The sequence below is a fragment of the Aeoliella sp. genome, assembly GCF_965227375.1.
GTDB lineage: Bacteria > Planctomycetota > Planctomycetia > Pirellulales > Lacipirellulaceae > Aeoliella.
The window spans coordinates 1,820,879-1,841,083 of sequence record NZ_CBDDFX010000002.1; the positions used below are offsets into that span (position 1 = coordinate 1,820,879).

Sequence of the window (20,205 nt, forward strand, 5' to 3'; positions counted from 1 at the left end):
TCGCGCGGAGTCCAGCGGCGATTGAAAGTCAACCCTTTGACTTGTCTGCTAGCACTCGTAAAATCGCGTTCCTGGGTGACAGACAATAGCGTGGCTCACGGAGGCACTAAGCCCCCGAACCGCGTGACTCTTTTTCAGTGTGCGAGTGTTGCACCACGTGCGGCTACGGCCGCGGCGGGGCCTTCGATCGGGTGGTCGTGGTTCGCGATGGGTGCTACCGGTGCGCTGAAAAAGAAGGAATATACGAGCAAGGACGGAGATTTCATGGAAGGTCCAGGCGAAGGTGCGGCGCTTCGCGACCGGCTGGCCGAGGCATTGGGGCGCGACCGGTTTGAGCTGTGGGTGAATGGAGATACGATTCTCCAGCAACACCCGGGCGAACTCCATCTGGTCTTTGCCACAAGCTTTCTGTGCGATGCCGCGCGGCGAACGCTCGGCCGCGATCTCTCGCAGGCGGCCAAATCGATGTTCGGCTCGAGCACGCAAGTGGTCTTCCGAGTCGACGAATCGCTCGCCAAGCCAAGCAGCGTCCCTGCCCCACACATTCGACCTGCAGCCACGCCTGAACCAGCACCAGCCCCGGCGCCAGCTGCCAAGTCGCCGACCGATCAAAGTGGCACCTTCGATACACTGGTGGTGGGACGTGCCAACGAACTCGCCGCGCGGGCGGGGGCTCAACTGGCGGCCGGCAACCACGCGGGCGGGCCGCTGGTGGTGTGGGGCCCACCCGGCAGTGGTAAGTCGCACCTGCTCTCGGCCATCAAGAACGAGTTCCGCCAGCGGTTCCGTCGTTCGCGAGTGTTGATGCTCTCAGCCGAGCAGTTTGTCGGCACTTACGTCGAAGCGTTACGCGGTGGCGGGCTGCCCAGCTTTCGACAAAAGTACCGCGGTGCCGACCTGCTGCTGGTCGACGACCTGCACTTCATGTCGGGCAAGCGGGCCACGTTGGAAGAGTTGCAGCACACCATCGACCGCATTACCGCAATGGGCGGCCGCGTGGTGCTGGCCAGTTGCCAAGAGCCGGGTGACATCGACAATCTGGGCCCGGAACTGCTCTCGCGACTCCGCGCGGGCCTGGTGTGCGAAGTGTCGTCGGCCGACTACGCGACGCGGCTCGAGATCGCCCGCCGTCGCACCAACCGGCTGCGGCTGGCCATCGAGGAACCCACGCTGGAGAAGCTGGCCGCAACGGTGTCGAGCGGCGCGCGGGAGCTGCTGGGCGCGATCGAGCGGATCAAGGCACGCCACGAACTGCTGGGCGAAGTGATCGATCGGGCGCTGGTCGAACAGGTCGCCGGCGAGGTGAACTACCAGACGATCCGCCGGGTGGCGATGGACGACATCCAGCGGGTGGTGTGCGATCACTTTGGCATCGAGGCCAAGGCGCTGCGATCGAACAGCCGTCACAAGTCGGTTACCGAACCACGGATGGTGGCCATGTGGCTGGCGCGGAAGTACACGCAGGCCGGCTGGCGCGAGATCGGCGAGTACTTCGGCGGCCGCCGCCACAGCACCGTGATCTCCGCCCACCGCCGCATCGAAGCCCAGGTCGGCCGGCCAACATCCATCCGCACCAACTCGGGTAGCGCCAACCTGGAAGATACGCTTGGCCAGATCGAAACCAAGCTCCGCCAAGCGTAACAATTGTAACTCGACTCTCCGAGTCGAATCGAGTTCTTCAGTGGCACCCGTGTGCCTACGTGCGTGCCATGCCGCGTTCGGGACCGCGTATTTTGGGCCAGGGAATAGCCCCGATGATCAGCACGAGTATCTGGCTGACGATAAACAGCAGTAGGCCGCGGGCCAGGCGTTCGTCGAAGCCGTAGGCGTGCAGGCCGATGCTCAGTTGGTTCACGCCGAACCAGCTCCAGGCGGTGATGATGTTGCCCACCACGGTTAGCATAGCCAGTCCCCGCGAGCCGACCATCTTGCCCCAGCGGGCGTGCAACGCCACGGCGTTCCACAGCACGATCATCAGCGCGCCGTTCTCTTTGGGGTCCCAGCCCCAGAAGCGACCCCACGAGTCGTCGGCCCACAGGCCGCCCAGCACGGTGCCGACAAAGCTGAACAAAATCGCGAAGCACAGCGACCCGTAGATCATCGATGTCAGTTGGCGAGCATCCTTGCGGTCGAACAATTCGAGCATGTGCACCGCCACGATGTAAGCGATGCCCAGGCACCCGGCCAGCATGGTGGCCGCGTAGCCGAAATTGATGCTCAGCACGTGCACGGTGAGCCAGAACTGCGTGTCGAGCACCGCTTGCATCACCGTGAAGGTGTCGCCATCACTACCGAGGAAGTGAGCGATGAGCAGCGTTGCGAAACCGCATGCCGAGGCGACAAATCCACCGATGCCGAGCTTGAAGATCGACTCGAACACCAGCATCAACAGCACCACCGCCCAGCCGATGCAGATGGCCGTGGTGTAGAGGTTGGTAATCGGCGGGCGACCCGAAATATAGACCCGAGCCGCGATCGCCAATGTGTGCACAACCAGCGTGACCACGATGATAGCGATGGCGCTGCGCCCGAGCGTCTTGGGCCACACTAGCCATGACGCGGCCGACAGCAGCAACGCAATGAGGTACATGATTGCGCAATAGAAGAACGGCGAGGCAGCGTTGAACCACCTCTCGAACTGCAGCCGATCGGTGTTGAGTTTTTCGACCGTTTTCAGCGTGCTCACAAAAGCGGCATTTTCCGGATCGTTGAGTTGGCGCTCGTGCTCGTAGGCAATCGACTTCATTTCGTTCATCGCTGCCGAATACGCTTCGGGGTCGCCGTTGCGATAGGCGGCCAGCATCGCGGCCAGCGGCTCGATGGCCTCGCCTGGCTGTACTTCGCCGTAGCGGTCGATCTGTCGGCTCACCCTCAGGGTGAGGTTGCGCAACTCTGCAGGGTCGACCGGCTGCCCGTTGCTGGCGCTGCTCAGGGCGCCGTGCATGGTGCCTGCGATGCGGGCCTGCAAATCGTCTGGAGCGAGCCCGTTCTTGATGATGTAACATTGTTCTCGGAGATCGGCCTCGAACAATGTGTACCACTCGGCATCCACTTCCCGTGGCGGAATCGACCTTATTCCATCGAGGCGGTCAGCCTGCTCGGCTGCCAAAAAGGCATCGACCAGCAGACTGTCGCTGAGGCGGATCTGCGGTGTCTTGAAGCTGTTTGCCAGTTCGCTGTAAGCCATTCGCTGGCTCCACAGTTTGCGCAAATCCCGCTGGTACCGCGACAGTTCTTTCTCTTCGATTTCCGTTGTGGCCATCACTTCTTTGTGGAGCTTCTCGACGTTCTTATCGATCTCGTTCCAGCTGTAGCGGAAGCCCTTTCTCGTCGGCAGGCCGAGCGTTTGCAGCAACTCGAGGTTCGTAACGCGGAACACATAAGCCCCGTCGGCTTCCTTCTTGCCCGACAGTAGGTCGAGCAACCACTGCGACGCGGGGATCTTCTGTCGACCATCTTCCGAGACGGGAGCTTCCTGTCGCTGCGCGAAGTACTGCAGCGTGTTTCGCGCCACGGTGTCGTAAGGCTTCACGCGGCCTTCGTCCAACACCGGTAGTTGCGCGAACTGGTCGATCGACATCTGATTGACGACCAGAGGTTCCGTGCGGAATATGCGAGCGAAGCCGACCATGACGAGCAAGGCCACGATCGTCGGCGCCAGTACCTCCGGCCGGAGCGCCCAGTCGTTGAAGCTGGTGAACTTCTCCTGCTGCATGTCGCCCAGTTCACGTAGACGGCGATTGAGGAACCGCACCAGCGTATAGCCGAAGTGTACCAACATGCCGACCACCACCACCGCACAGCCGATGTAAGGGGCCATCCAGCCTTCGTTTTTTACCACCTGCAGCACGGTGCCGGTTTCGGTCCAGGGGTCGAACTCCGATTGGTAGAAGGTCTCGCCCTCGTACCGCAGCGGATTGTTCATATAGATGTGGTACTTGATGTCGGCCCGGCCTTGCTTGTCGACCAGCTGCACGTCGGACGCGAAGTCCTTTGCCTTACTGCTGCCGGCGTAGCGTTCGTAGGTGAACTTCTCGAGCGTCACCTCGTACGGCTTGTAGGTGCGCGCGTACCGCAAGCCTACGGTCACCGGTTGATCGGCAACGGCCACCGCTTGTGGGCCCGTGGTGAGTGGGTAGGTCTTGCCGACCATGCGGAATTGAGCTTGTAGCCGTGGGCCGAGTCGCTGGTGCAGGTAGTCGTCGAAGAAGTTGGTCACCACGTACCGCCCGAGCGACTCGCCCGACTGTTTGTCGAGCAATTCGACGTGCGCGCCGGGGATGTCCATTTCGGAGCCGGTTTCCAGTTCCTTGAGCGACAGCTCGCGACCGAGTCCTTGCCAAGGTTCGCCGCTGCCGGACGACTGGCGGGGCAGGACCGCGCAGTTGGCGAAGTAGTCGAGCACTCGCACGTCGACCGGTAGGTCCGCGTGGCGGATGACACGCTCGGGCGAGTCTTCATCCGCCTGGGCGGCGGTGGCCAACAGCTGCGCCGGAATCACAGTGACGCGATCGACCTTGTCGTCTGAACTGTCGATCACAGCCAACTCGGCCGCGCGCGGATCGAACACCCAGTCGACCGTCTCGCCTTCGGAGATCATCATGTTGGCTTCGACATTGGTTTCGGCCACGTAGAATTCGTGTGCCATCAAAATGGCGATACCAATGTGCAGGAAGATCACGCCGGAGCGTTTGTTGAACAACAGCCACAGGCTGGCCATCAGCAGCCCGCCGGCGGTGGTGGCTTGGGCCAGTTGCCAAACGATTCGCATGCCGGCGTCGGGGATTCGCCAGTTGGGGTCGAAGAACAGGAAGGCGGCGGCTGCCAGGGCCAGTGCGTTCAGCCCCGCCAGGACGAACCACTCGGGGCGGCGGAGTCGTCCGTACGCCAGTGTAAGCAGGTAGGCGGTGACCAGCGTCACGGCAGCGAACACGCCGCGACAGACATTCCACAGCAATTGGGCAAACTCCGGCGAGATGCTTGCCTGGTGGGCGGAGCTCGTGGCTCGGGCGATCACCAGCCAAGTAACCACCGAGCCGACTGCCAACAGGCCAAGCCCCCACATAAGTCGCGAGCCACGAGCCATGACCTTGTACCGCAGCGTGTGTGCGGCCAGCAGGTTGATAGCCATCAGCAGGCCAATGGTGTAGCCGCCGGGGAACGGGAAGTAGAAGGGTTCTTTGAACTCATACCCCAACGAAGGGGCGAACACGCCGGCCAACGTAGGGAAGATCTGAAAATCTATCTTGGCAATCCACACCCGGAAGTAGCCCTCTTTCATGACGTACCAAACATCGTGATGCGCCTGGGCGAGGGTGCCGGCGAACACCAGCAGGACGAGCAGCGAAAGCAGCACGACGGTCAGCTTGAGTGACCCCAGCGCCTTCCAGACCATCAACAGGGGGGATATCTCTTCCCGTTTGCGGCGTCGCGCCGGAGCCTGCTCTCGCAACTGCTCGGTGTTGGGTAATTCAGCTGTCGCCATGCGCTACTCGTCCTCCGAATTCGGCGGTGTGGACTCCGCGGCTGGCTGGGCAAACGGTGCCCGCCGCATCATGGGTGGCATCGCCGCGCCGCCGGGCGCTGTGCCTACCGCGTCGAACAGCCAGGCTTTTTGGCCGTCGACTTCGATTACTTCCACACCGGCAGCTTGATCCATCGTGTCCGCGTCGTCGAGGCCAAGTTGCCCCCGCCAGCGGTTGATGTTGTCTTTTATGTACTTATCGAGGTCGCCTCGCACAACGAGCTTCGAGATGGCGACTTCCAGTTCGCTATCGGGCAGTTGGAGTGTGGCTTCGCGCATCATCCGCTCGGGGCCTTCCTGCCAACCCTCGGGCGTCTTCCATTCGATGGCCTCCGGTTTGCCATCGGGCAGCGAGATCGACTCGGCGAACGTTCGCAAGTCGTCCGCTGCTTGGTCCACTTCCTGCTCAGCGGCCATGGTCTTGAGGAACCAGGCGCTGTCGCCACGGATGAAGATCGCCGCGATCATCCGCGACTTGTTGGCCGCCGGAGTGGTTGCTTCTTCCGCCGGTTTCTCTTCGGTGGGCTTGGTGGGTTCTGCGGGTTCCGGCTTCGCGGCCGGCGGCGTCGCCGCTGTGCCAGCGAAGGGAGCATTGCCACGCATCATGGGCGGCATCATACCTCCGCCACCTGCGCTGCTGCCTACCGCGTCGAACAACCAGGCCTTCTGGCCATCGACATCGATCTCCAGCACACCGGCCGCCTGGTCCATTTCGCCTGCTGGCTTAAGGCCGAGTTGCCCTCGCCAGCGATTGATGTTGTCTTTCAGATAGGTATCCTGGTTGCCGGGGAACCTGAGCTTCGAAATGGCCACTTCCACTTCGCCATCGGGTAGCTGGAGCGTCGCCTCGCGCATCGTGCGCTCTGGTCCGGTCTCCCAGCCTTCTGGCACTTGCCACTCGATGGCCGCGGGTTGGTCTTCTGGCAGGTTGATCGATTTGGCGAACGTGTGTAGCTCGTCGGCGACCTTGTCGACTTGTTCCTTGGGCGCCATGGTCTTCAGGAACCACGCTTGGTTGTCGCGGATGAAGATCGCAGCGATCATCCGCGTATCGTCATCCGACTTTGCGCTTTTGTCTCGGGGGACATCGTACGAAGAGATTTCGGGCTCTTTCGAGCAACCAGCGAGCAACAGCAGCGCGAGCGGGTAAACGATCAGCGGGCGGCGAAGAGGCCGAGAGTGCATGGAATCACCGGACGGGGTGGGGAAGGCGGGAGCACACCATAAGGCGGGGCTCCAACACCCGCCGTGTGCCGTCCGGGCATTATAGGGGCTGGACGGGGGCATAGTACACCCGTAAGCGACCGACTGCGACTTTTTGTCGCACCGTGGCGACTTGGAGAAATACGGAGTCCTTTACGGGAAAAGGAACGAGCGGAGGCTGTCGATAATCGTGCTGTTCACTTGGTACGGCTCTTCCCAGCTCCACATGCTGCGGATCACGTCGATGGTCATCATGCCGCACAACGCCAGCAGCATCAGGCAGAGTGTGAGGAAGAAAACTTGCCATCCGGTGAACTGGATCTCCTGACGGGGCACCATCGCGGCTTGCGAAAAGCCTCCGGCGGCCGGCATCGCGGCGGCCGCTGGTGCTCCCGCGCCGAGCAGGTCGTCGGCTTCCTGTTGTTCTTCGAACGCGTCGAGCGCGATCACTTGCGAGCTGTCGTCGTCGTCGTCGCCCGCATCTTCTTCTGCCATCGGGGTCAGTTCGAACCCGCCTTCGTCATCGTCGTCGGCCACCAATCCGGAGGCTTCGCCGAAGTCGATGCCGCTACCCACGGCCGAACCACCCAGGTCGAGCGCCGCATCGTCGAGTGACAGACCACTGTCGGCCGGCGAGAGATTGATGCCGCTATCGGCCGATGAGAGCGTCAGATCGCTGCCGTCGCCCAGCACGAAGTCGTCGTCGTCATCGTCGTCGTCCAGTTCCAACGCCGACAGGCCGGTCAGCCCGGCGCCGCTGGCCTTCGATTCGTCGCCCAGGTTGATTTCCGAACCGGCGAGCGAAAGCTCTTCGTCGTCGCCACCCTCGATGCTGGAGAGACCCGATAGACCCCCACTGCTCGAACTGGCCAATTCGTAATCGTCGTCCAGGTCGAGTTCCAGGTCGCTCGTCTCTGGCGACTGCTGTTGTGCTTGTGCGCTGGCCGCCTGCTGTGCGGCCGCTACGTCTTCGGGCTGCAGGATGCGGCTCGACTCGGCTTCGAGGTCGATGCCCAGGTCTTCGACGTCGTCGAAGTCGACTGAGATTTCATCGCCCGCGGGCAATTCGCCAGTGGCGCTTGCGTCGCTGTCCAAGTCCTCGAGGTCGGCGAGTTTCACGTCGCTCATCGCCGGATCGGGCTTGGCCGAACCCGACTCGTCGCTGGCCAGTTCCAGATCGAGTGCGTCGTCAAGTTCCGACTTGCCAATGATGGTGCTCGGCGGACGATCCGAATCGCCCAGTTCCACTTCGCTCAGCAGAATCGATTCGGGGTCGTCGCCCGACTCGATCTCAAGTTCCAGATCCAAGTCGCTGCCACCGGCAGGCGGGATGGCGGCCGACTCTTCCACCGCGGTGGCGTCGGATAGGCTCGGGTCGGCGGTCTTCTCTTCGTCCAGGTCTATTGCCAGGTCGGCCGAACTGCCCGCCGACAGGTCGAGGTCCAGATCGTCGGCCGCTTCGTCTTCGACTTCCAGACTGCCGAACGAGTCGTCGTCGCTTGACTCCAGTTCCAGATCCAACAGGTCGTCCGACTTCGAGGCATCGTCGATGCCTTTGTCGTCGTCGAGCATGAGGTTGTCGAGATCGAGGTTGATGCCGCTCTCTTCATCGATCGCCGGCACGCCTTCGGCGGCCATCCTGTCGATTTCCTCGGTGCGGAACTTCCAACTCGCGCCGTCGCGGTAGGCTCGCAGTTTGCCTTCTTCGCGCAGTGCGTTGAGGTGATCGTGATCGATGCCGAGTTGCTCGGCGGCTTCTTCCAGCTTGATGAACTTCGGATCCATGGCGTTGCTCTGAGTTTGCCTCTCCAGCCTTGGCCGTGGATGCTAAGTCGCGGTCGTACTACTGACCACGCCCACCTTCCAGGCCTTTGCGTATGTCCTCGGGCAAGGGTGCCTTGCCCTGAAAGTGGAGCATTTCGAGATCTTGGGAGATCTGGCGAATGCTCTTCAGTTCAATCTCTCCTGTCACGCGATCGACGTGGTACACGCCGAGCACTTGCTGCTGCGGATCGTAAACCACCGCGGCCATCGGCTCGCCTGGCTCCGAAACCACCTGCAAACAGCCGGGTGGCAGTTCGTTGGAGGGGAGCGAGGCCTTGGGCTGCTGGCGGCCAGGACCCTGGCCGCCGGCGTGACCGATCCACGACCCAGTCACCAGCAAAGCCAGTGCCACGATAATCCATCGACTCGCATACTGCATCGTGTACCCTCCGTGAATACCTTGATCGCTGGCCTCCACACCATCCGCACAACTGGCGAACAGCCCGCAGGCCGAAAATCCTCTGCCCTCATTCTAAACAAGCACCTATCTGGATCAAGCTAAATCCCAGCGCCATAGGGATTTGGGGCACGCCTTGGTGGGCCACACAACCCGCGCAACCGGCCCTCGGTTCTACCACCGCAGAGGGGGGATGTACAGCAGCAGGGACGCACCTGCACCACAAGCGAGGGTCGGAATGGCGGATTTTGGTCGGATGGCGGTTCAGACCCCTGCAGTTTTTCGGGGTTCCTGGTAGCCTGACGGGCATGACCGCAACACTCGAGACCGAAACCAAGAGCCGCCTGGAATGGGCGGTCGAGATTGCTCGCCAGGCTGGCGACGTAACGCTCGAATACTTCCGCAATCCAAGCCTCCTGGTCGAGCGCAAGGGGGACGATTCGCCCGTAACCGCTGCCGACAAAGGGGCTGAAAAGCTGCTGCGCGAGCGGATCGCCGAACGGTTTGCCGACGATGCGATCGTGGGCGAGGAGTATGGCCAGACGCCCGGCACATCGGGTTTCGTCTGGGTGCTCGACCCCATCGACGGCACCAAGAGCTTCATCCACGGCGTTCCGCTGTACACCACGTTGATCGGGGTGCTGCACACGGCCGATGGCAACGTGGAGAGCGGCACCACCCAGCTCGGTGTGATCCGCGCGCCGGCCCTCGACGAAGTGATCTACGCCCGCCGCGGCGCTGGCGCCTGGCACCAGCGCGGCACGGGTGAACCCGTGCGAGCGGCGGTCGCGCCCGATCGCCCCCTGGCAGAGGGGCTGCTGGTGACCAGCGAGGTCGGCAGCTTCCGCAAGCGAAAGTCGGGCCAAGGCATGGAGACCTACCTGGAACTCGACCAGCGCGCCCGACTCGCCCGTACCTGGGGCGACGCTTACGGCTATATGATGGTCGCCACCGGCCGGGCCGACGTGGCGATCGACCCGGAGATGAATTTGTGGGACGCAGCCGCCCTGCAACCGGTGATCGAAGAAGCCGGCGGTGTGTTCGGCGACTGGCAGGGCACGGCGACCGTGCACTCGGGCGAGGCGGTTGCTGGCAACGCAACTGCGATGCGCGAGGTGCTGGAAGTTACTCGCGGGAAGTAGAATCAGCCAGCCGTGCTACTTCTGGGGCTACAGCCATAGAGCAGATGGCATTTTGCTGGTCGGAATTGGGGCCTTCAGCTAAAATGTTCCCCTAGGCGCGAAGCCTTGCGTTCTTCTTTTCGGAACAGAATCTGGGATCCATTCTATGATTACGCGCTGGAGTATTGTGTGTCGTGCTGCAATCGCTTTGATGTTTCTTGGCATAGCCCTCCCCGCTTGGGCAGTGAATCAAGCTCTAGACCTTGAGCTTCTACCTACTACCAGTACGACGAATCGAATTAACATCTCCATATCGGCCTCTGTACTGAGTGATTCAGAATTAACGCGAGTCACCGGCAATTCGCTGGCCACAATTGGCTACGACATTTACCAAGGGCTCCCACTGATTCACTCCATTGAGTTTACAGGAGGACATATTTCGCTCTTGGGTGACAATTCCAACAACATCACCTTGAGTGACAACGTAGTACTGGCTTCGTTCAACGCGGTTGGTTCGGGGCTTGGAGGTGAGCTGGACACACCCAACCCGCCTGGTCCAGTCAGCGATGGCAGCTTTAATACCGCAGACCATCTCGTGCGAGTGAATACGGGAACGCTCAATGGCAGCTATTCTGTTCTTGGTTCCTCCAGCAGTTTTAACTTGGATTTAGCAGCGGACCCTCTAGATTTCACGGCCACCGAAACGGCATCCATCGGCGTATCGTTAGTCAACACCAACGGACTGCAACGTACTTTCGAAGTGGTCACGTCACTTCCAGTGGTCGATACTCAAGTGATCGAAGGCGACGTGGACATCACGGTTAATGTCGATGGATCGGTCACGGCGAGCGACACGTTCACTGTTACCTTCCCCCTCGAAGGAGACTACAACGGCGACGGCCGCGTGAACGCTGCCGACTACACCGTGTGGCGCAACTCGCTAGGCGCCACCGGCGCTGGGCACCCGGCTGATGGTAACTTCGACTGGGTGGTCGACGAGTCGGACTACACGCTGTGGAAGGATCATTTCGGTGAACAGAATCCACGGCGACTGCAGTCCGCTGAAGTGCCGGAGCCGGCGACCGCGATGCTGGGGCTTCTCGCGGTGATCAGCTTGGCGATTCGCGCCACACAACGCCGTCTTCAAACCGCCTTGTAATTCAGCACCGGCTGCAATTCTCGCTCGATCCGCAGCAAATCGCGCTGTGCACGCATCACTTGGTGGATGTCCTTGTAGGCAGCGGGCGCTTCGTCCACGAGTTTGGCCGCGCGGCGATGGTCGAACCACAATCGGCCGACCTGGCGTTGGAACTCCCGACCGCTCACACGACGTCGCGCCTCCGAGCGACTGAGCCTCCGCCCCGCGCCGTGCGAGCAGGAGTAGAGCGACTCGGCGCATCCCCTTCCGGAGGTGTGGAAGCTGCTCGCACCCATCGATCCAGGTACTATGCCCGGCTCGCCGTCCCGGGCCAGTTGGGCTCCCTTGCGGTGCACGATGAGTTGCCTTCCTTCGTGGTCTTCCCGCTGCACGAAGTTGTGGTCGCAATGCACCAAGTCGTCCCAGCAAGTGGAAACACCAAACAACCGCTGCATGATGTCTTCCACCGCCCGTAACATCGCGAGGCGATTCTCCGCGGCGTAGCGTCGCGCCCACGCCACGTCGGCCAGATATCTCAGTCCCGCATCGCCCGACGCGCGGAGCGCGAACAACTGCGTGTTGGTGGACTTGGCGGCCAAATGGTGCTGGCTAATTGCCTGGCCGATGCCGCGGGAGCCGCTGTGAAGCATCAGCCACAACTGGCCCGACTCGTCGGACTGAAACTCCAGGAAGTGGTTGCCGCGGCCCAACGTGCCGAGCTGCACACGACCATCGCGCTGGGCGACTTTGGTGAGTCGTTGATCGCTCAGTTGCTCTTTCCGCAAACAGTCGGGCAGGTCGCGGGGCTGTGGGTGCTTGTTGCCAGGCACACGCTCGTACAGCTGGCGCAGCACCAGCGCAGCCGCATGCTCGCTGTCGAGTAACGCTGCTTCCACATCGAGTGGCACGGCCGCCATGCCGCACCCAATGTCGCTGCCGACCGCCGCCGGGTACACCAGTTCGTCCGTAGCGACGACCGCTCCGATGCAAACTTCGCGACTCAAATGCACGTCGGGCATCACGGCCACGTGTTGTACGTCGTCCGCGCGGCGGAGTCGCTCGATCGATTGCGAAACGTCAGCTGCGAGTGGCTCCACCAGCCACGTGGTTAGTTTGGCCAAGGTTGATTCACTCATCGTTTCCTCCGGCTGTGAGGGAGGTTGGGCCAGCCAAAACGAAGGTTAAAGCTGGCGCTTTGCGCCGCGTGATCGCCGCGGCGACTGCGGAACGCACAAACCCAGTGACTTGGCCGAGCCGCTGGTCCACCTCGCGATGGTCCAGCTTCGCGCCAGGGCTTGCCTCGACGGTGATTTGCAGCCGGGAAGCATCTGGCGCGGGAATCACTTGCGCAACACGCAGTTCGCGCAGCAGGTCGTCGCCAGTCTCGCCAGCGAGGATCTGATCGACCGTTTCGGCCACCTGCCGACAGAGCTGCTTCGCCTTGCGGTCTAGTTTGCTACTATCGCGACCCACGCGGAAGTACTCTCGCGGGTCGATGCCATCGTCTTCGTGAATCTCTCCACAATGCGCGAGCATCGCGTCGCGCGCACGCTTATCCAGTGCCATGGTTACTCTCATGAATGAAACCGAAAAAGAAGTCGGTCGCGCACGCTCAGCGCGGGCCGACGAGGTTGTAGATCGGCAGAGAGAGCCCGACGCGGCGGTTGCCGCCGTTGGCGACCAACGCGCGTCTGGGCTTAGCGCACAAGAGTAGAGAATTTGGATTGCACAACGGGCCTCCTTGGAGCTAGAGGTCTCGGCCGCAAGTGGTAGCGACCGCTGTGCCAAGGACACGACCGACGCGGGTGAGGTTCGGAGCGGCCTTCAAGCCGACTGTTCTTCCCCGCATAATTGCGTCACGGCTGCGTGCCGCTCGCGGACGTCTTCGAGGTCGTCTTGGCAGTAGGATTGCTGCTCGCAGCCCTCCAGTACCATGTCGGCCTGGTGGCGGATCGCCTTCCTGTCGGCCGAACAAGTCACCCGCTCGGCGATGCGAGCCAGGGCTTCCAGCAGCCGGACGGAGACTGCGACGCTCGAGGCACCATACTGCCGAATCTGGTCGAACGCCGCCCGCAGCACCGCATCGAGCGAGGTGGGCGAGCCCAGCACTCGGAGCGTCTCATCCTCGCCAACATCGATGCGGAGCGTGGACGACAGGTCGTGCTCGGTGAGTCGGCACAGCGAGCCACTCAACCGATCGATGCTGGCGATCGCCGTGTGAGGGTCGTTAATGCCCGGCGACAGCGCCCGCACTGCGACTTCGGTCAGTTCGCTGATCGCGCACTCGACGTCCTGCCGCGGTGTGCGACGGTTGCCGAACAAAAAGCAGTGAGCCACTTGTTGATCAATGTTGTCGTCAGCGGGGCATTCGACATTGGGTTCCTGCAGGTAACGAGCGACCGCGTCGCCAGCGACCACAAAGTCGCCGGGCTTGCGGGTGACGCGAATTAGCAACTTGTGGCGATTGGCCAGCGAGGCGAGTTGCTCGACGTTGACTGCTTGCACGTACCCTTCGTTTTCGGCAGCAACCGTGTGTCCGGCGTCTTCCTCAAACTGCTGTGCAAGCTCTTTCCGCTGTCGCTCTTTGGCGTTATCCGTATCGTTCTTCAAGGGGAAGATGCGGTCGATGGCCGCGTTCAGATCGGCCGCCACGTCGGTCACCACGTTCATCGACTGCACCGAGTAGGCGACCCAATGAATGAAGTAAACCACCAGGCACAGCGTGGCGAGCGCCATGATCGTCGCCAGGAATACCGCCAGATGAGGCACGAACCACTTGTCGTTCGTGTCGTCGACCCGCCACAACAGCAGCAGACAGTAAATGCCCGACGCCAGGCAGCTGCCCATCGTCACCTGAGTGATGCTCTGCTGCAGAAAGTTGCGGAGCAGCCTGGAACCGAACTGCGAAGAGGTGAGCGACAGCGTGACCACGGTAACCGAAAACACCACACCACCCACGGTGAGCATGGCACTGGCCAGGGCCGACAGCGTGCTGCGAGCCGTGGTGCCGGTGGTCTGCATCCAGTCGGGTATGGTCGGCGCAAGGTAGCCGTCGACCGCAGGCACGGCGAACGCCAGCACCACCGCCAGCAAGATCAGCAACGTGGGAAAGAACCAAAAACCGGTTCGAAACGAATCCCACAGGTTAACGATCCAAGTAGACATGAAGTGGTTTAGGTCCAGAAAAACCGAGGAAATGTGGACATCGCCCCTCGCGCGACTCCTCGACCATCATAGTCCATACGGCCTGGGTAGCCCACAATCGGCCCTGAAAGTCGAGTGTCCGTTGATTGTCTGGCGATCCGCAGCTAGGCTCATGTTGCACACTTGTATAAGACTCAACATTCCCTCGAAGGGCTAATCACCATGCTCCGATTCAAAACGCTGCTCGCAGGTTGTCTGTTGGTATGTACGGCTGTTGCTGTTCAAGCGAAGGAGGCCTACACCACTCGATCGGTGGTCTACAAGAAAGTGGGCGATCGCGAACTCGAACTCATCCTTTCGGAGCCGACCGCGAAGTCGGACGAACCGCGTCCAGCGATTGTGTACATTCATGGGGGTGGCTGGTCGGGAGGAAGCCACAAGTCGTTCGCCGATCGGCTCAAGCGATATGTCCCGCGGGGAATCGTGTTTGCCCAAGTGGAGTATCGACTCATTGGTCGCAAACCCAACGACCCGCCAGTGCCTTGTATCGAAGACGCTAAGAGCGCAATGCGGTGGGTTCGATCGCACGCGGACGAGCTGAACATCGATCCCGACAAGATTCTGGCCACAGGTAGCTCCGCCGGCGGACACCTGTCGGCCGCGGTCACGTTGCTCGAAGGAGTCGACGCGGCGGAGGACGACCTCGACGTCTCGCCGAAGGCTAACGCGTTAGTGTTGTTTTGCCCGGTGCTGGACAACGGTCCGAAAGATGGCTATGGCCACGAGCGGTGCGGGCCGAACTGGAAGGACTACTCCCCGGCCCACCATGTGACCGAGGGCCTGCCGCCGACACTGATCCTGGCCGGCCGCGACGATCCCACCGCGAAGCTCGCGGCGATGGAGCGTTTCACCGAAGCGATGCAGGAGGCGGGCAACGACTGCGAACTATTGGTGCTGGAAGGCGGGCATGGCTTTATGCGAAGTAAAGACCATCCGGAGAACTACCAGAAGACCGTCGAGGCGTTCGACGACTTCCTGATAAAACACGGATGGATGGAGAAGGAGTGAAGATTGGAGCACCGCAGGTTGCAAAAACCCTATGAAATTAGGGATAAGTGCCCAGGTTTGCGGAAATTCCTCCTGTGATCGGTCCCTCGGACCAATCACCGAGAATTCCACCCGCTGAGCTCGACCCCACTTTCCATATCTCGTGTGCTCCGGTACACTTACGAGCTTTCCACAACCAGCATCAGGCTGACTGTAGCGAGAGACGATCATGGCGAAGCAATGTGAAGTTTGCGGCAAGGGTCCGCAGATGGGTAACCAGGTTACGATCCGCGGTAAGAAGAAGTACCTGGGTGGCGTTGGTACCAAGGTGACCGGCATCACGCGGCGGCAGTTCAAGCCGAACCTGCAGCGCGTGCATGTGACCGGCGACGATGGCAAAAACAGGGCCCAGTGGGTGTGCACGCAGTGCATCCGTGGCGGCGCCATCCGCAAGGTGGTGCAGCAAGCTCCGTTCGCCGTTCCTGAGAAAGCCGGCAAGTAGCCCGCAGCCATGTCACTCACAGCCGACGACGTCGAAAAGGTCGCGCTGCTCGCGCGGTTGATGCTCTCGCCCGACGAGTTGGAGTCGATGACCGCTGAGATGCAGCAGATTGTCGGCTACGTCGACCAATTGGCGGAGGTCGACACCACCGGTGTCGAGCCCATGGCCCACGCGGTGGAACTGCGCAACGTGACCAAGGACGACAACGTGGCCCCGAGCCTGCCTCGTGCTGAGGCATTGGCCAACGCTCCCAAGCACAACGACGAGGGCTACCTGGTGCCGGCCGTGCTGGGTGATTGAGCGCCGTTTGTGTTTCGCTATCACGCTCCCCTGCCCCGCCGACATGTCTCTCACCGAACTCTCCGCCGCCGAACAAAGCCGCAAGCTTGCCGCGGGCGAGGTCTCTTCTGTCGAATTGACGCAAGCTTATCTCGACCGCATCGAGAAGCACGATGGCTCCGTGGGTGCGTTCCTGCGGTACGACGCGGAGCGGGCGCTCGCTACCGCGAAGCAGATCGACCAACGTCGCGCGGCCGGCGAGTCGCTGGGGCTGCTCGCGGGGCTTCCAGTTGCCGTGAAGGACATCCTGGCTGAAAAAGGCCAGCGGACCACTTGCGCGTCGAAGATGCTCGAAGAGTTTCGCGCGCCGTACGACGCGACGGTCGTCGCGCGACTCAAGGCGGCCGACGCGGTGCTGATCGGCCGCACGAACATGGACGAGTACGCCATGGGCGGCTCGACCGAGAATTCCGCTTTCCAGACAACGCAGAATCCGTGGAACCTGAAGTGCTCGCCCGGCGGATCGAGCGGTGGAGCCGCCGCGGCGGTGGCGGCCGACATGGCGCCGCTTTCCATCGGCACCGACACTGGCGGTTCGATTCGCCAGCCAGCCAGCTTCTGCGGCGTGGTGGGCCTCAAGCCAACCTACGGCCGCGTCAGCCGCTTCGGCCTGGTGGCCTTCGCCAGCAGCTTGGACCAAGTCGGCCCGCTGGCCCGCAGCGTGGAGGATATCGCGCTGTTGTACTCGGCGATTGCTGGTCACGATCCGCAAGACTCCACATCGCTCGATAAGTCGATCGAGTTTACCACCGCGATCGACAAACCACTCGAAGGACTCAAGATTGGGGTGGTAGCCGAGCAGTTCGCCGAAGGGCTCGACGCGGAAGTCGAGGCGGCCGTTCGCGAGGCGTTCGCCACGTACGAGTCGCTCGGCGCGAAGTTGGTGGAGGTCTCGCTGCCACACAGCAAGTACGCGGTGGCCACCTACTACGTGATCGCTCCGTGCGAAGCTTCGAGCAACCTCGCCCGCTACGATGGCGTGCACTACGGCTTCCGCAGCGATCAGGCGAAGTACACTACCGAACTTGCCGCCGAACGCGCCGCGCTGGAAGAAGCTGGCGAGCGACATGCTGCAGAGGACCTCGATACGCCCTTGGTGCGAATGTACCGCAAGAGTCGCAGCGAAGCGTTTGGCCCCGAAGTGAAACGCCGCATCATGATCGGCACGTACGCTTTGAGCGCCGGATACTACGACGCCTATTACTTGAAGGCCCTGCAGGTTCGGCGGCTGATCCGCCAGGATTACGATAAGGCGTTCGCCGAAGTCGACGTGATCGCCGGCCCGGTCGCCCCCACGCCGGCGTTCGAGCTCGGTTCGCTGGTCGACGACCCGCTGGCGATGTACCTGGTCGACCTGTACACGGTGAGCGCCAACTTAACCGGCATCCCCGCGCTGAGCCTGCCCTGCGGCGCCAGCCAATCGGGGCTGCCGATCGGACTGCAACTGCAAGCCAAACCGCTGGCCGAAGAAACGCTGTTGCGAGCCGGCCACATGTACCAGTCGGCCACCGATTGGCACAACCGCCGCCCGCCGCTATGAGTGGTTGGCAAGGAGACCTCCCACGGCGGGCGAAATGACCAATTAAGAATGTCCAATGACCAAACAACTTGAAAAGCCTCTTGATGATCACTCCTGTTGGTCATTGTTAATTCGTCATTGGTCATTCACACCAAGCGAGTTTACCCTTCGAGTTCATGGCTAGTTACACCACCATCATCGGCCTGGAAGTTCACGTACAGCTTGCTACCAAGAGCAAGCTGTTTTGCCGGTGTAGTACGCAGTTTGGGGCCGAGCCGAACACGCAGACCTGCCCCGTGTGCATCGGCATGCCGGGGTCGTTGCCGGTGATGAACACCGAGGCGCTCAATCTCTCGCTCAAGACGGCCGTGGCGCTAAACTGCACGATTCCGCCGCTCACGAAGTGGGACCGCAAGCAGTACTACTACCCGGACTTGCCGAAGGGGTATCAGATCTCGCAGTACGACATGCCAATGTCCGAGCATGGCTACCTGGAGATCTCCGATTCGAAGGACCGCTTCCAGACGAAGCAGATTCGCATTCTCCGCGCCCACTTGGAGGAAGACGCGGGCAAGAGCGTGCACGACGAAGTCGCCGGCAAGGCGGACAGCGTGATCGACCTGAACCGTACCGGTACGCCGCTGTTAGAGATCGTCAGCGAACCCGACATGCGTTCCGGGCTCGAAGCGCGGGCGTACCTCGACGAGCTCAAACTGCTGCTCACGTACATCGGTGTGTCCGATTGCAACATGCAGGAAGGTAGCCTGCGGGTGGATGCCAACGTGAACTTGCATCTCGAAAAGGGCGGCGAGAAAATCGCTACGCCGATCGTCGAGATCAAGAACATGAACAGCTTCCGCGCGGTGGAGCGAGCCATCGAGTACGAGGCCGGCCGGCAGTACGGCGTGTGGCAGGAGACCGGCGCGAAGCTGGGCGACTCGCCGAAGCAAACGCGCGGTTGGGACGACGCAGCCGGCGTCACGCGCGGGCAGCGGAGCAAGGAGGAGTCGAGCGACTATCGCTACTTCCCCGATCCCGACCTGGTGCCGGTGATGTTTAGCGACGAGCAGGTGAGCAGTGCGAAGGCCTCCCTCGGAGAGCTGCCATCGACGATTCGCGCAGGACTGCAGTCCGAGCATGGCCTGTCGGCGTACGATGCCGAAGTGCTGGTGAATCAAGGCCGCACACTGATGGACTACTACCACGAAGCGGTGAAAGTTGCCGGCGACGCGAAAGGCGTATGCAACTGGGTGACGCAAGACGTGCTGCGGGTGCTCAAGGAGAGCGAGTCTGGCATCGAGACGTTCTCCATTTCCGCCGTCGCACTGGGCGATTTCGTCGCCAAGCAGAAGTCGGGCGAGCTGCCCACCGCGCGCGGCCGTGATGTGTTCGATGCGATGCTCGAGAATGGTATCTCGGCCGCCGACGCCATGCAGTCGCTCGGCATCGAAGAGGTGGACGACTCGGAACTCGAGTCGCTCTGCCAAACGCTGCTCGACGCGAACCCTCGCATCGTCGAGGATGTGAAGGGCGGCAAGCAGCAAGCGGTCGGTGCGCTGATTGGCCAGGCGAAGAAGCAGAACCCGAACGCCGACCCGAGCAAAGTCCGCCAGATCTGTCTCGAACTGATCGCCAAAATGTAGCGACCGATGGAACCCCGCCCCATCATCACGCTGACCACCGACTTTGGCGAGGGCAGCCGGTACGTGGGCGCGATGAAGGGCGTGCTGCTCTCCATCAATCCCGACGCCGACGTGGTCGATATCAGCCACACGGTCCCCCACCAGGACATCCGCCAGGGCGCCCTGACGCTGCTCGAAGCGACGCCCTACTACCCGCCGGGCACGCTGCATATAGCGGTGATCGACCCCGGCGTAGGCACTTCGCGGCGGATTCTGTACGCCGAAATCGACCAGCAGCGATATATCTGCCCCGACAACGGTTTGTTGACTTGCTTGGCGGACCGCGCGAAACCCAGTACGATGCGCAGTGTTGAAAACAGTGAACTATGGCTCGATGGCGTGTCGCACACCTTTCATGGTCGCGACATCATGGCCCCGGTGGCGGCAAGGTTGTCGCTGGGCATCGACCCGACCGACGTTGGGCCGGTGATCGAGGACTACGCAAGGATTTCCCTACCGCGGGCGGAACGAGTGGCACAGAAGATAGAGGGCGAGGTGATCGAGGTCGACTCGTTCGGCAACCTGATCACCAACATCACGGCCGAAATGATCGCCGACGTGCCGCGAGACGAAAACACGCGCGTCCGCTGCGACGAGCACGAAACCCTGGGCATCTTCGACGCCTATGGCGACCAGCCCCCCATGACGCTCATCGCCCTGGTCGGATCGGGCGACAAGCTCGAACTGGCCATCGTGGACGATTCGGCGAAAATCATGCTCGGCGTCGGGGTGGGAGTTCCGGTGACCATTGAATGGTGACCGCTT

At 61.8% G+C, this 20,205-nt stretch carries 16 protein-coding genes; 9 read left to right on the plus strand and 7 right to left on the minus strand.

The window, feature by feature from the left end:
- Positions 1-207: 207 nt before the first annotated feature.
- Positions 208-1,641 carry a DnaA ATPase domain-containing protein gene (locus ACQK2L_RS20245; RefSeq protein ID WP_425398860.1) on the plus strand — a complete coding sequence of 478 codons (1,434 nt, stop codon included), beginning with the start codon at positions 208-210 and terminating at the stop codon, positions 1,639-1,641.
- Between the two features lie 55 nt (positions 1,642-1,696).
- Here ACQK2L_RS20245 and ccsA read toward each other — a convergent pair whose 3' ends face one another.
- The 4 genes from ccsA to ACQK2L_RS20265 form a co-directional block, all read right to left on the minus strand.
- Positions 1,697-5,485, minus strand: a complete 3,789-nt coding sequence (gene ccsA, locus ACQK2L_RS20250; RefSeq protein ID WP_425398861.1) for a cytochrome c biogenesis protein CcsA — start codon at positions 5,483-5,485, stop codon at positions 1,697-1,699.
- Between the two features lie 3 nt (positions 5,486-5,488).
- Positions 5,489-6,709, minus strand: a complete 1,221-nt coding sequence (locus ACQK2L_RS20255) for a hypothetical protein (RefSeq protein WP_425398862.1) — start codon at positions 6,707-6,709, stop codon at positions 5,489-5,491.
- A gap of 171 nt (positions 6,710-6,880) precedes the next feature.
- On the minus strand, positions 6,881-8,512 hold the full coding sequence (locus ACQK2L_RS20260; RefSeq protein ID WP_425398863.1) for a helix-turn-helix domain-containing protein: 1,632 nt from the start codon (positions 8,510-8,512) through the stop codon (positions 6,881-6,883).
- A 58-nt stretch (positions 8,513-8,570) separates the two neighbouring features.
- On the minus strand, positions 8,571-8,930 hold the full coding sequence (locus tag ACQK2L_RS20265; protein WP_425398864.1) for a hypothetical protein: 360 nt from the start codon (positions 8,928-8,930) through the stop codon (positions 8,571-8,573).
- A 326-nt stretch (positions 8,931-9,256) separates the two neighbouring features.
- Here ACQK2L_RS20265 and ACQK2L_RS20270 point away from each other — a divergent pair, with 326 nt between their 5' ends.
- Positions 9,257-10,090 (plus strand): inositol monophosphatase family protein, encoded by an 834-nt coding sequence (locus ACQK2L_RS20270; RefSeq protein ID WP_425398865.1) that lies wholly within the window; start codon positions 9,257-9,259, stop codon positions 10,088-10,090.
- 424 nt (positions 10,091-10,514) lie between these two features.
- Positions 10,515-11,228: a dockerin type I domain-containing protein gene (locus tag ACQK2L_RS20275; protein ID WP_425398866.1), complete on the plus strand. Its 714-nt coding sequence runs from the start codon at positions 10,515-10,517 to the stop codon at positions 11,226-11,228.
- On the opposite strand, the gene ACQK2L_RS20280 is transcribed toward ACQK2L_RS20275, so the two are convergent.
- The 3 genes from ACQK2L_RS20280 to ACQK2L_RS20290 all read right to left on the minus strand — a co-directional run bounded on the left by ACQK2L_RS20280 (position 11,213) and on the right by ACQK2L_RS20290 (position 14,372).
- Positions 11,213-12,343, minus strand: coding sequence for an RtcB family protein (locus ACQK2L_RS20280; protein ID WP_425398867.1), 1,131 nt, complete (start codon positions 12,341-12,343; stop codon positions 11,213-11,215). The genes ACQK2L_RS20275 and ACQK2L_RS20280 overlap by 16 nt on opposite strands.
- Positions 12,336-12,773, minus strand: coding sequence for a hypothetical protein (locus ACQK2L_RS20285; RefSeq protein WP_425398868.1), 438 nt, complete (start codon positions 12,771-12,773; stop codon positions 12,336-12,338). The genes ACQK2L_RS20280 and ACQK2L_RS20285 overlap by 8 nt, the downstream gene beginning before the upstream one ends.
- A 258-nt stretch (positions 12,774-13,031) precedes the next feature.
- The gene (locus tag ACQK2L_RS20290) at positions 13,032-14,372 is read right to left on the minus strand and encodes a DUF2254 domain-containing protein (RefSeq protein WP_425398869.1); all 1,341 of its coding nucleotides are present in this window, start codon (positions 14,370-14,372) and stop codon (positions 13,032-13,034) included.
- Between the two features lie 201 nt (positions 14,373-14,573).
- Between ACQK2L_RS20290 and ACQK2L_RS20295 the strand changes: the two genes are divergently transcribed.
- From ACQK2L_RS20295 to ACQK2L_RS20320, 6 genes are all read left to right on the plus strand, one after another.
- Positions 14,574-15,419 carry an alpha/beta hydrolase gene (locus ACQK2L_RS20295; RefSeq protein ID WP_425398870.1) on the plus strand — a complete coding sequence of 282 codons (846 nt, stop codon included), beginning with the start codon at positions 14,574-14,576 and terminating at the stop codon, positions 15,417-15,419.
- 208 nt (positions 15,420-15,627) lie between these two features.
- Positions 15,628-15,900 carry a 50S ribosomal protein L28 gene (gene rpmB / locus ACQK2L_RS20300; protein WP_425398871.1) on the plus strand — a complete coding sequence of 91 codons (273 nt, stop codon included), beginning with the start codon at positions 15,628-15,630 and terminating at the stop codon, positions 15,898-15,900.
- Between the two features lie 9 nt (positions 15,901-15,909).
- Positions 15,910-16,200 carry an Asp-tRNA(Asn)/Glu-tRNA(Gln) amidotransferase subunit GatC gene (gatC, locus tag ACQK2L_RS20305; RefSeq protein WP_425398872.1) on the plus strand — a complete coding sequence of 97 codons (291 nt, stop codon included), beginning with the start codon at positions 15,910-15,912 and terminating at the stop codon, positions 16,198-16,200.
- 43 nt (positions 16,201-16,243) lie between these two features.
- On the plus strand, positions 16,244-17,779 hold the full coding sequence (gene gatA / locus ACQK2L_RS20310; RefSeq protein ID WP_425398873.1) for an Asp-tRNA(Asn)/Glu-tRNA(Gln) amidotransferase subunit GatA: 1,536 nt from the start codon (positions 16,244-16,246) through the stop codon (positions 17,777-17,779).
- Positions 17,780-17,934: 155 nt separating this feature from the next.
- Positions 17,935-19,401, plus strand: coding sequence for an Asp-tRNA(Asn)/Glu-tRNA(Gln) amidotransferase subunit GatB (gene gatB, locus ACQK2L_RS20315; RefSeq protein WP_425398874.1), 1,467 nt, complete (start codon positions 17,935-17,937; stop codon positions 19,399-19,401).
- Between the two features lie 6 nt (positions 19,402-19,407).
- On the plus strand, positions 19,408-20,199 hold the full coding sequence (locus ACQK2L_RS20320; protein WP_425398875.1) for an SAM hydrolase/SAM-dependent halogenase family protein: 792 nt from the start codon (positions 19,408-19,410) through the stop codon (positions 20,197-20,199).
- The last annotated feature ends 6 nt before the right edge of the window (positions 20,200-20,205 follow it).

What these genes read in the sequence shown, in the direction of transcription:
- ACQK2L_RS20245 (WP_425398860.1), top strand. Translation starts at nt 208, where the DNA reads ATGGGTGCTACCGGTGCGCTGAAAAAGAAGGAATATACGAGCAAGGAC.
- ccsA (WP_425398861.1), bottom strand. Translation starts at nt 5,485, where the DNA reads ATGGCGACAGCTGAATTACCCAACACCGAGCAGTTGCGAGAGCAGGCT.
- ACQK2L_RS20255 (WP_425398862.1), bottom strand. Translation starts at nt 6,709, where the DNA reads ATGCACTCTCGGCCTCTTCGCCGCCCGCTGATCGTTTACCCGCTCGCG.
- ACQK2L_RS20260 (WP_425398863.1), bottom strand. Translation starts at nt 8,512, where the DNA reads ATGGATCCGAAGTTCATCAAGCTGGAAGAAGCCGCCGAGCAACTCGGC.
- ACQK2L_RS20265 (WP_425398864.1), bottom strand. Translation starts at nt 8,930, where the DNA reads ATGCAGTATGCGAGTCGATGGATTATCGTGGCACTGGCTTTGCTGGTG.
- ACQK2L_RS20270 (WP_425398865.1), top strand. Translation starts at nt 9,257, where the DNA reads ATGACCGCAACACTCGAGACCGAAACCAAGAGCCGCCTGGAATGGGCG.
- ACQK2L_RS20280 (WP_425398867.1), bottom strand. Translation starts at nt 12,343, where the DNA reads ATGAGTGAATCAACCTTGGCCAAACTAACCACGTGGCTGGTGGAGCCA.
- ACQK2L_RS20285 (WP_425398868.1), bottom strand. Translation starts at nt 12,773, where the DNA reads ATGGCACTGGATAAGCGTGCGCGCGACGCGATGCTCGCGCATTGTGGA.
- ACQK2L_RS20290 (WP_425398869.1), bottom strand. Translation starts at nt 14,372, where the DNA reads ATGTCTACTTGGATCGTTAACCTGTGGGATTCGTTTCGAACCGGTTTT.
- ACQK2L_RS20295 (WP_425398870.1), top strand. Translation starts at nt 14,574, where the DNA reads ATGCTCCGATTCAAAACGCTGCTCGCAGGTTGTCTGTTGGTATGTACG.
- rpmB (WP_425398871.1), top strand. Translation starts at nt 15,628, where the DNA reads ATGGCGAAGCAATGTGAAGTTTGCGGCAAGGGTCCGCAGATGGGTAAC.
- gatC (WP_425398872.1), top strand. Translation starts at nt 15,910, where the DNA reads ATGTCACTCACAGCCGACGACGTCGAAAAGGTCGCGCTGCTCGCGCGG.
- gatA (WP_425398873.1), top strand. Translation starts at nt 16,244, where the DNA reads ATGTCTCTCACCGAACTCTCCGCCGCCGAACAAAGCCGCAAGCTTGCC.
- gatB (WP_425398874.1), top strand. Translation starts at nt 17,935, where the DNA reads ATGGCTAGTTACACCACCATCATCGGCCTGGAAGTTCACGTACAGCTT.
- ACQK2L_RS20320 (WP_425398875.1), top strand. Translation starts at nt 19,408, where the DNA reads ATGGAACCCCGCCCCATCATCACGCTGACCACCGACTTTGGCGAGGGC.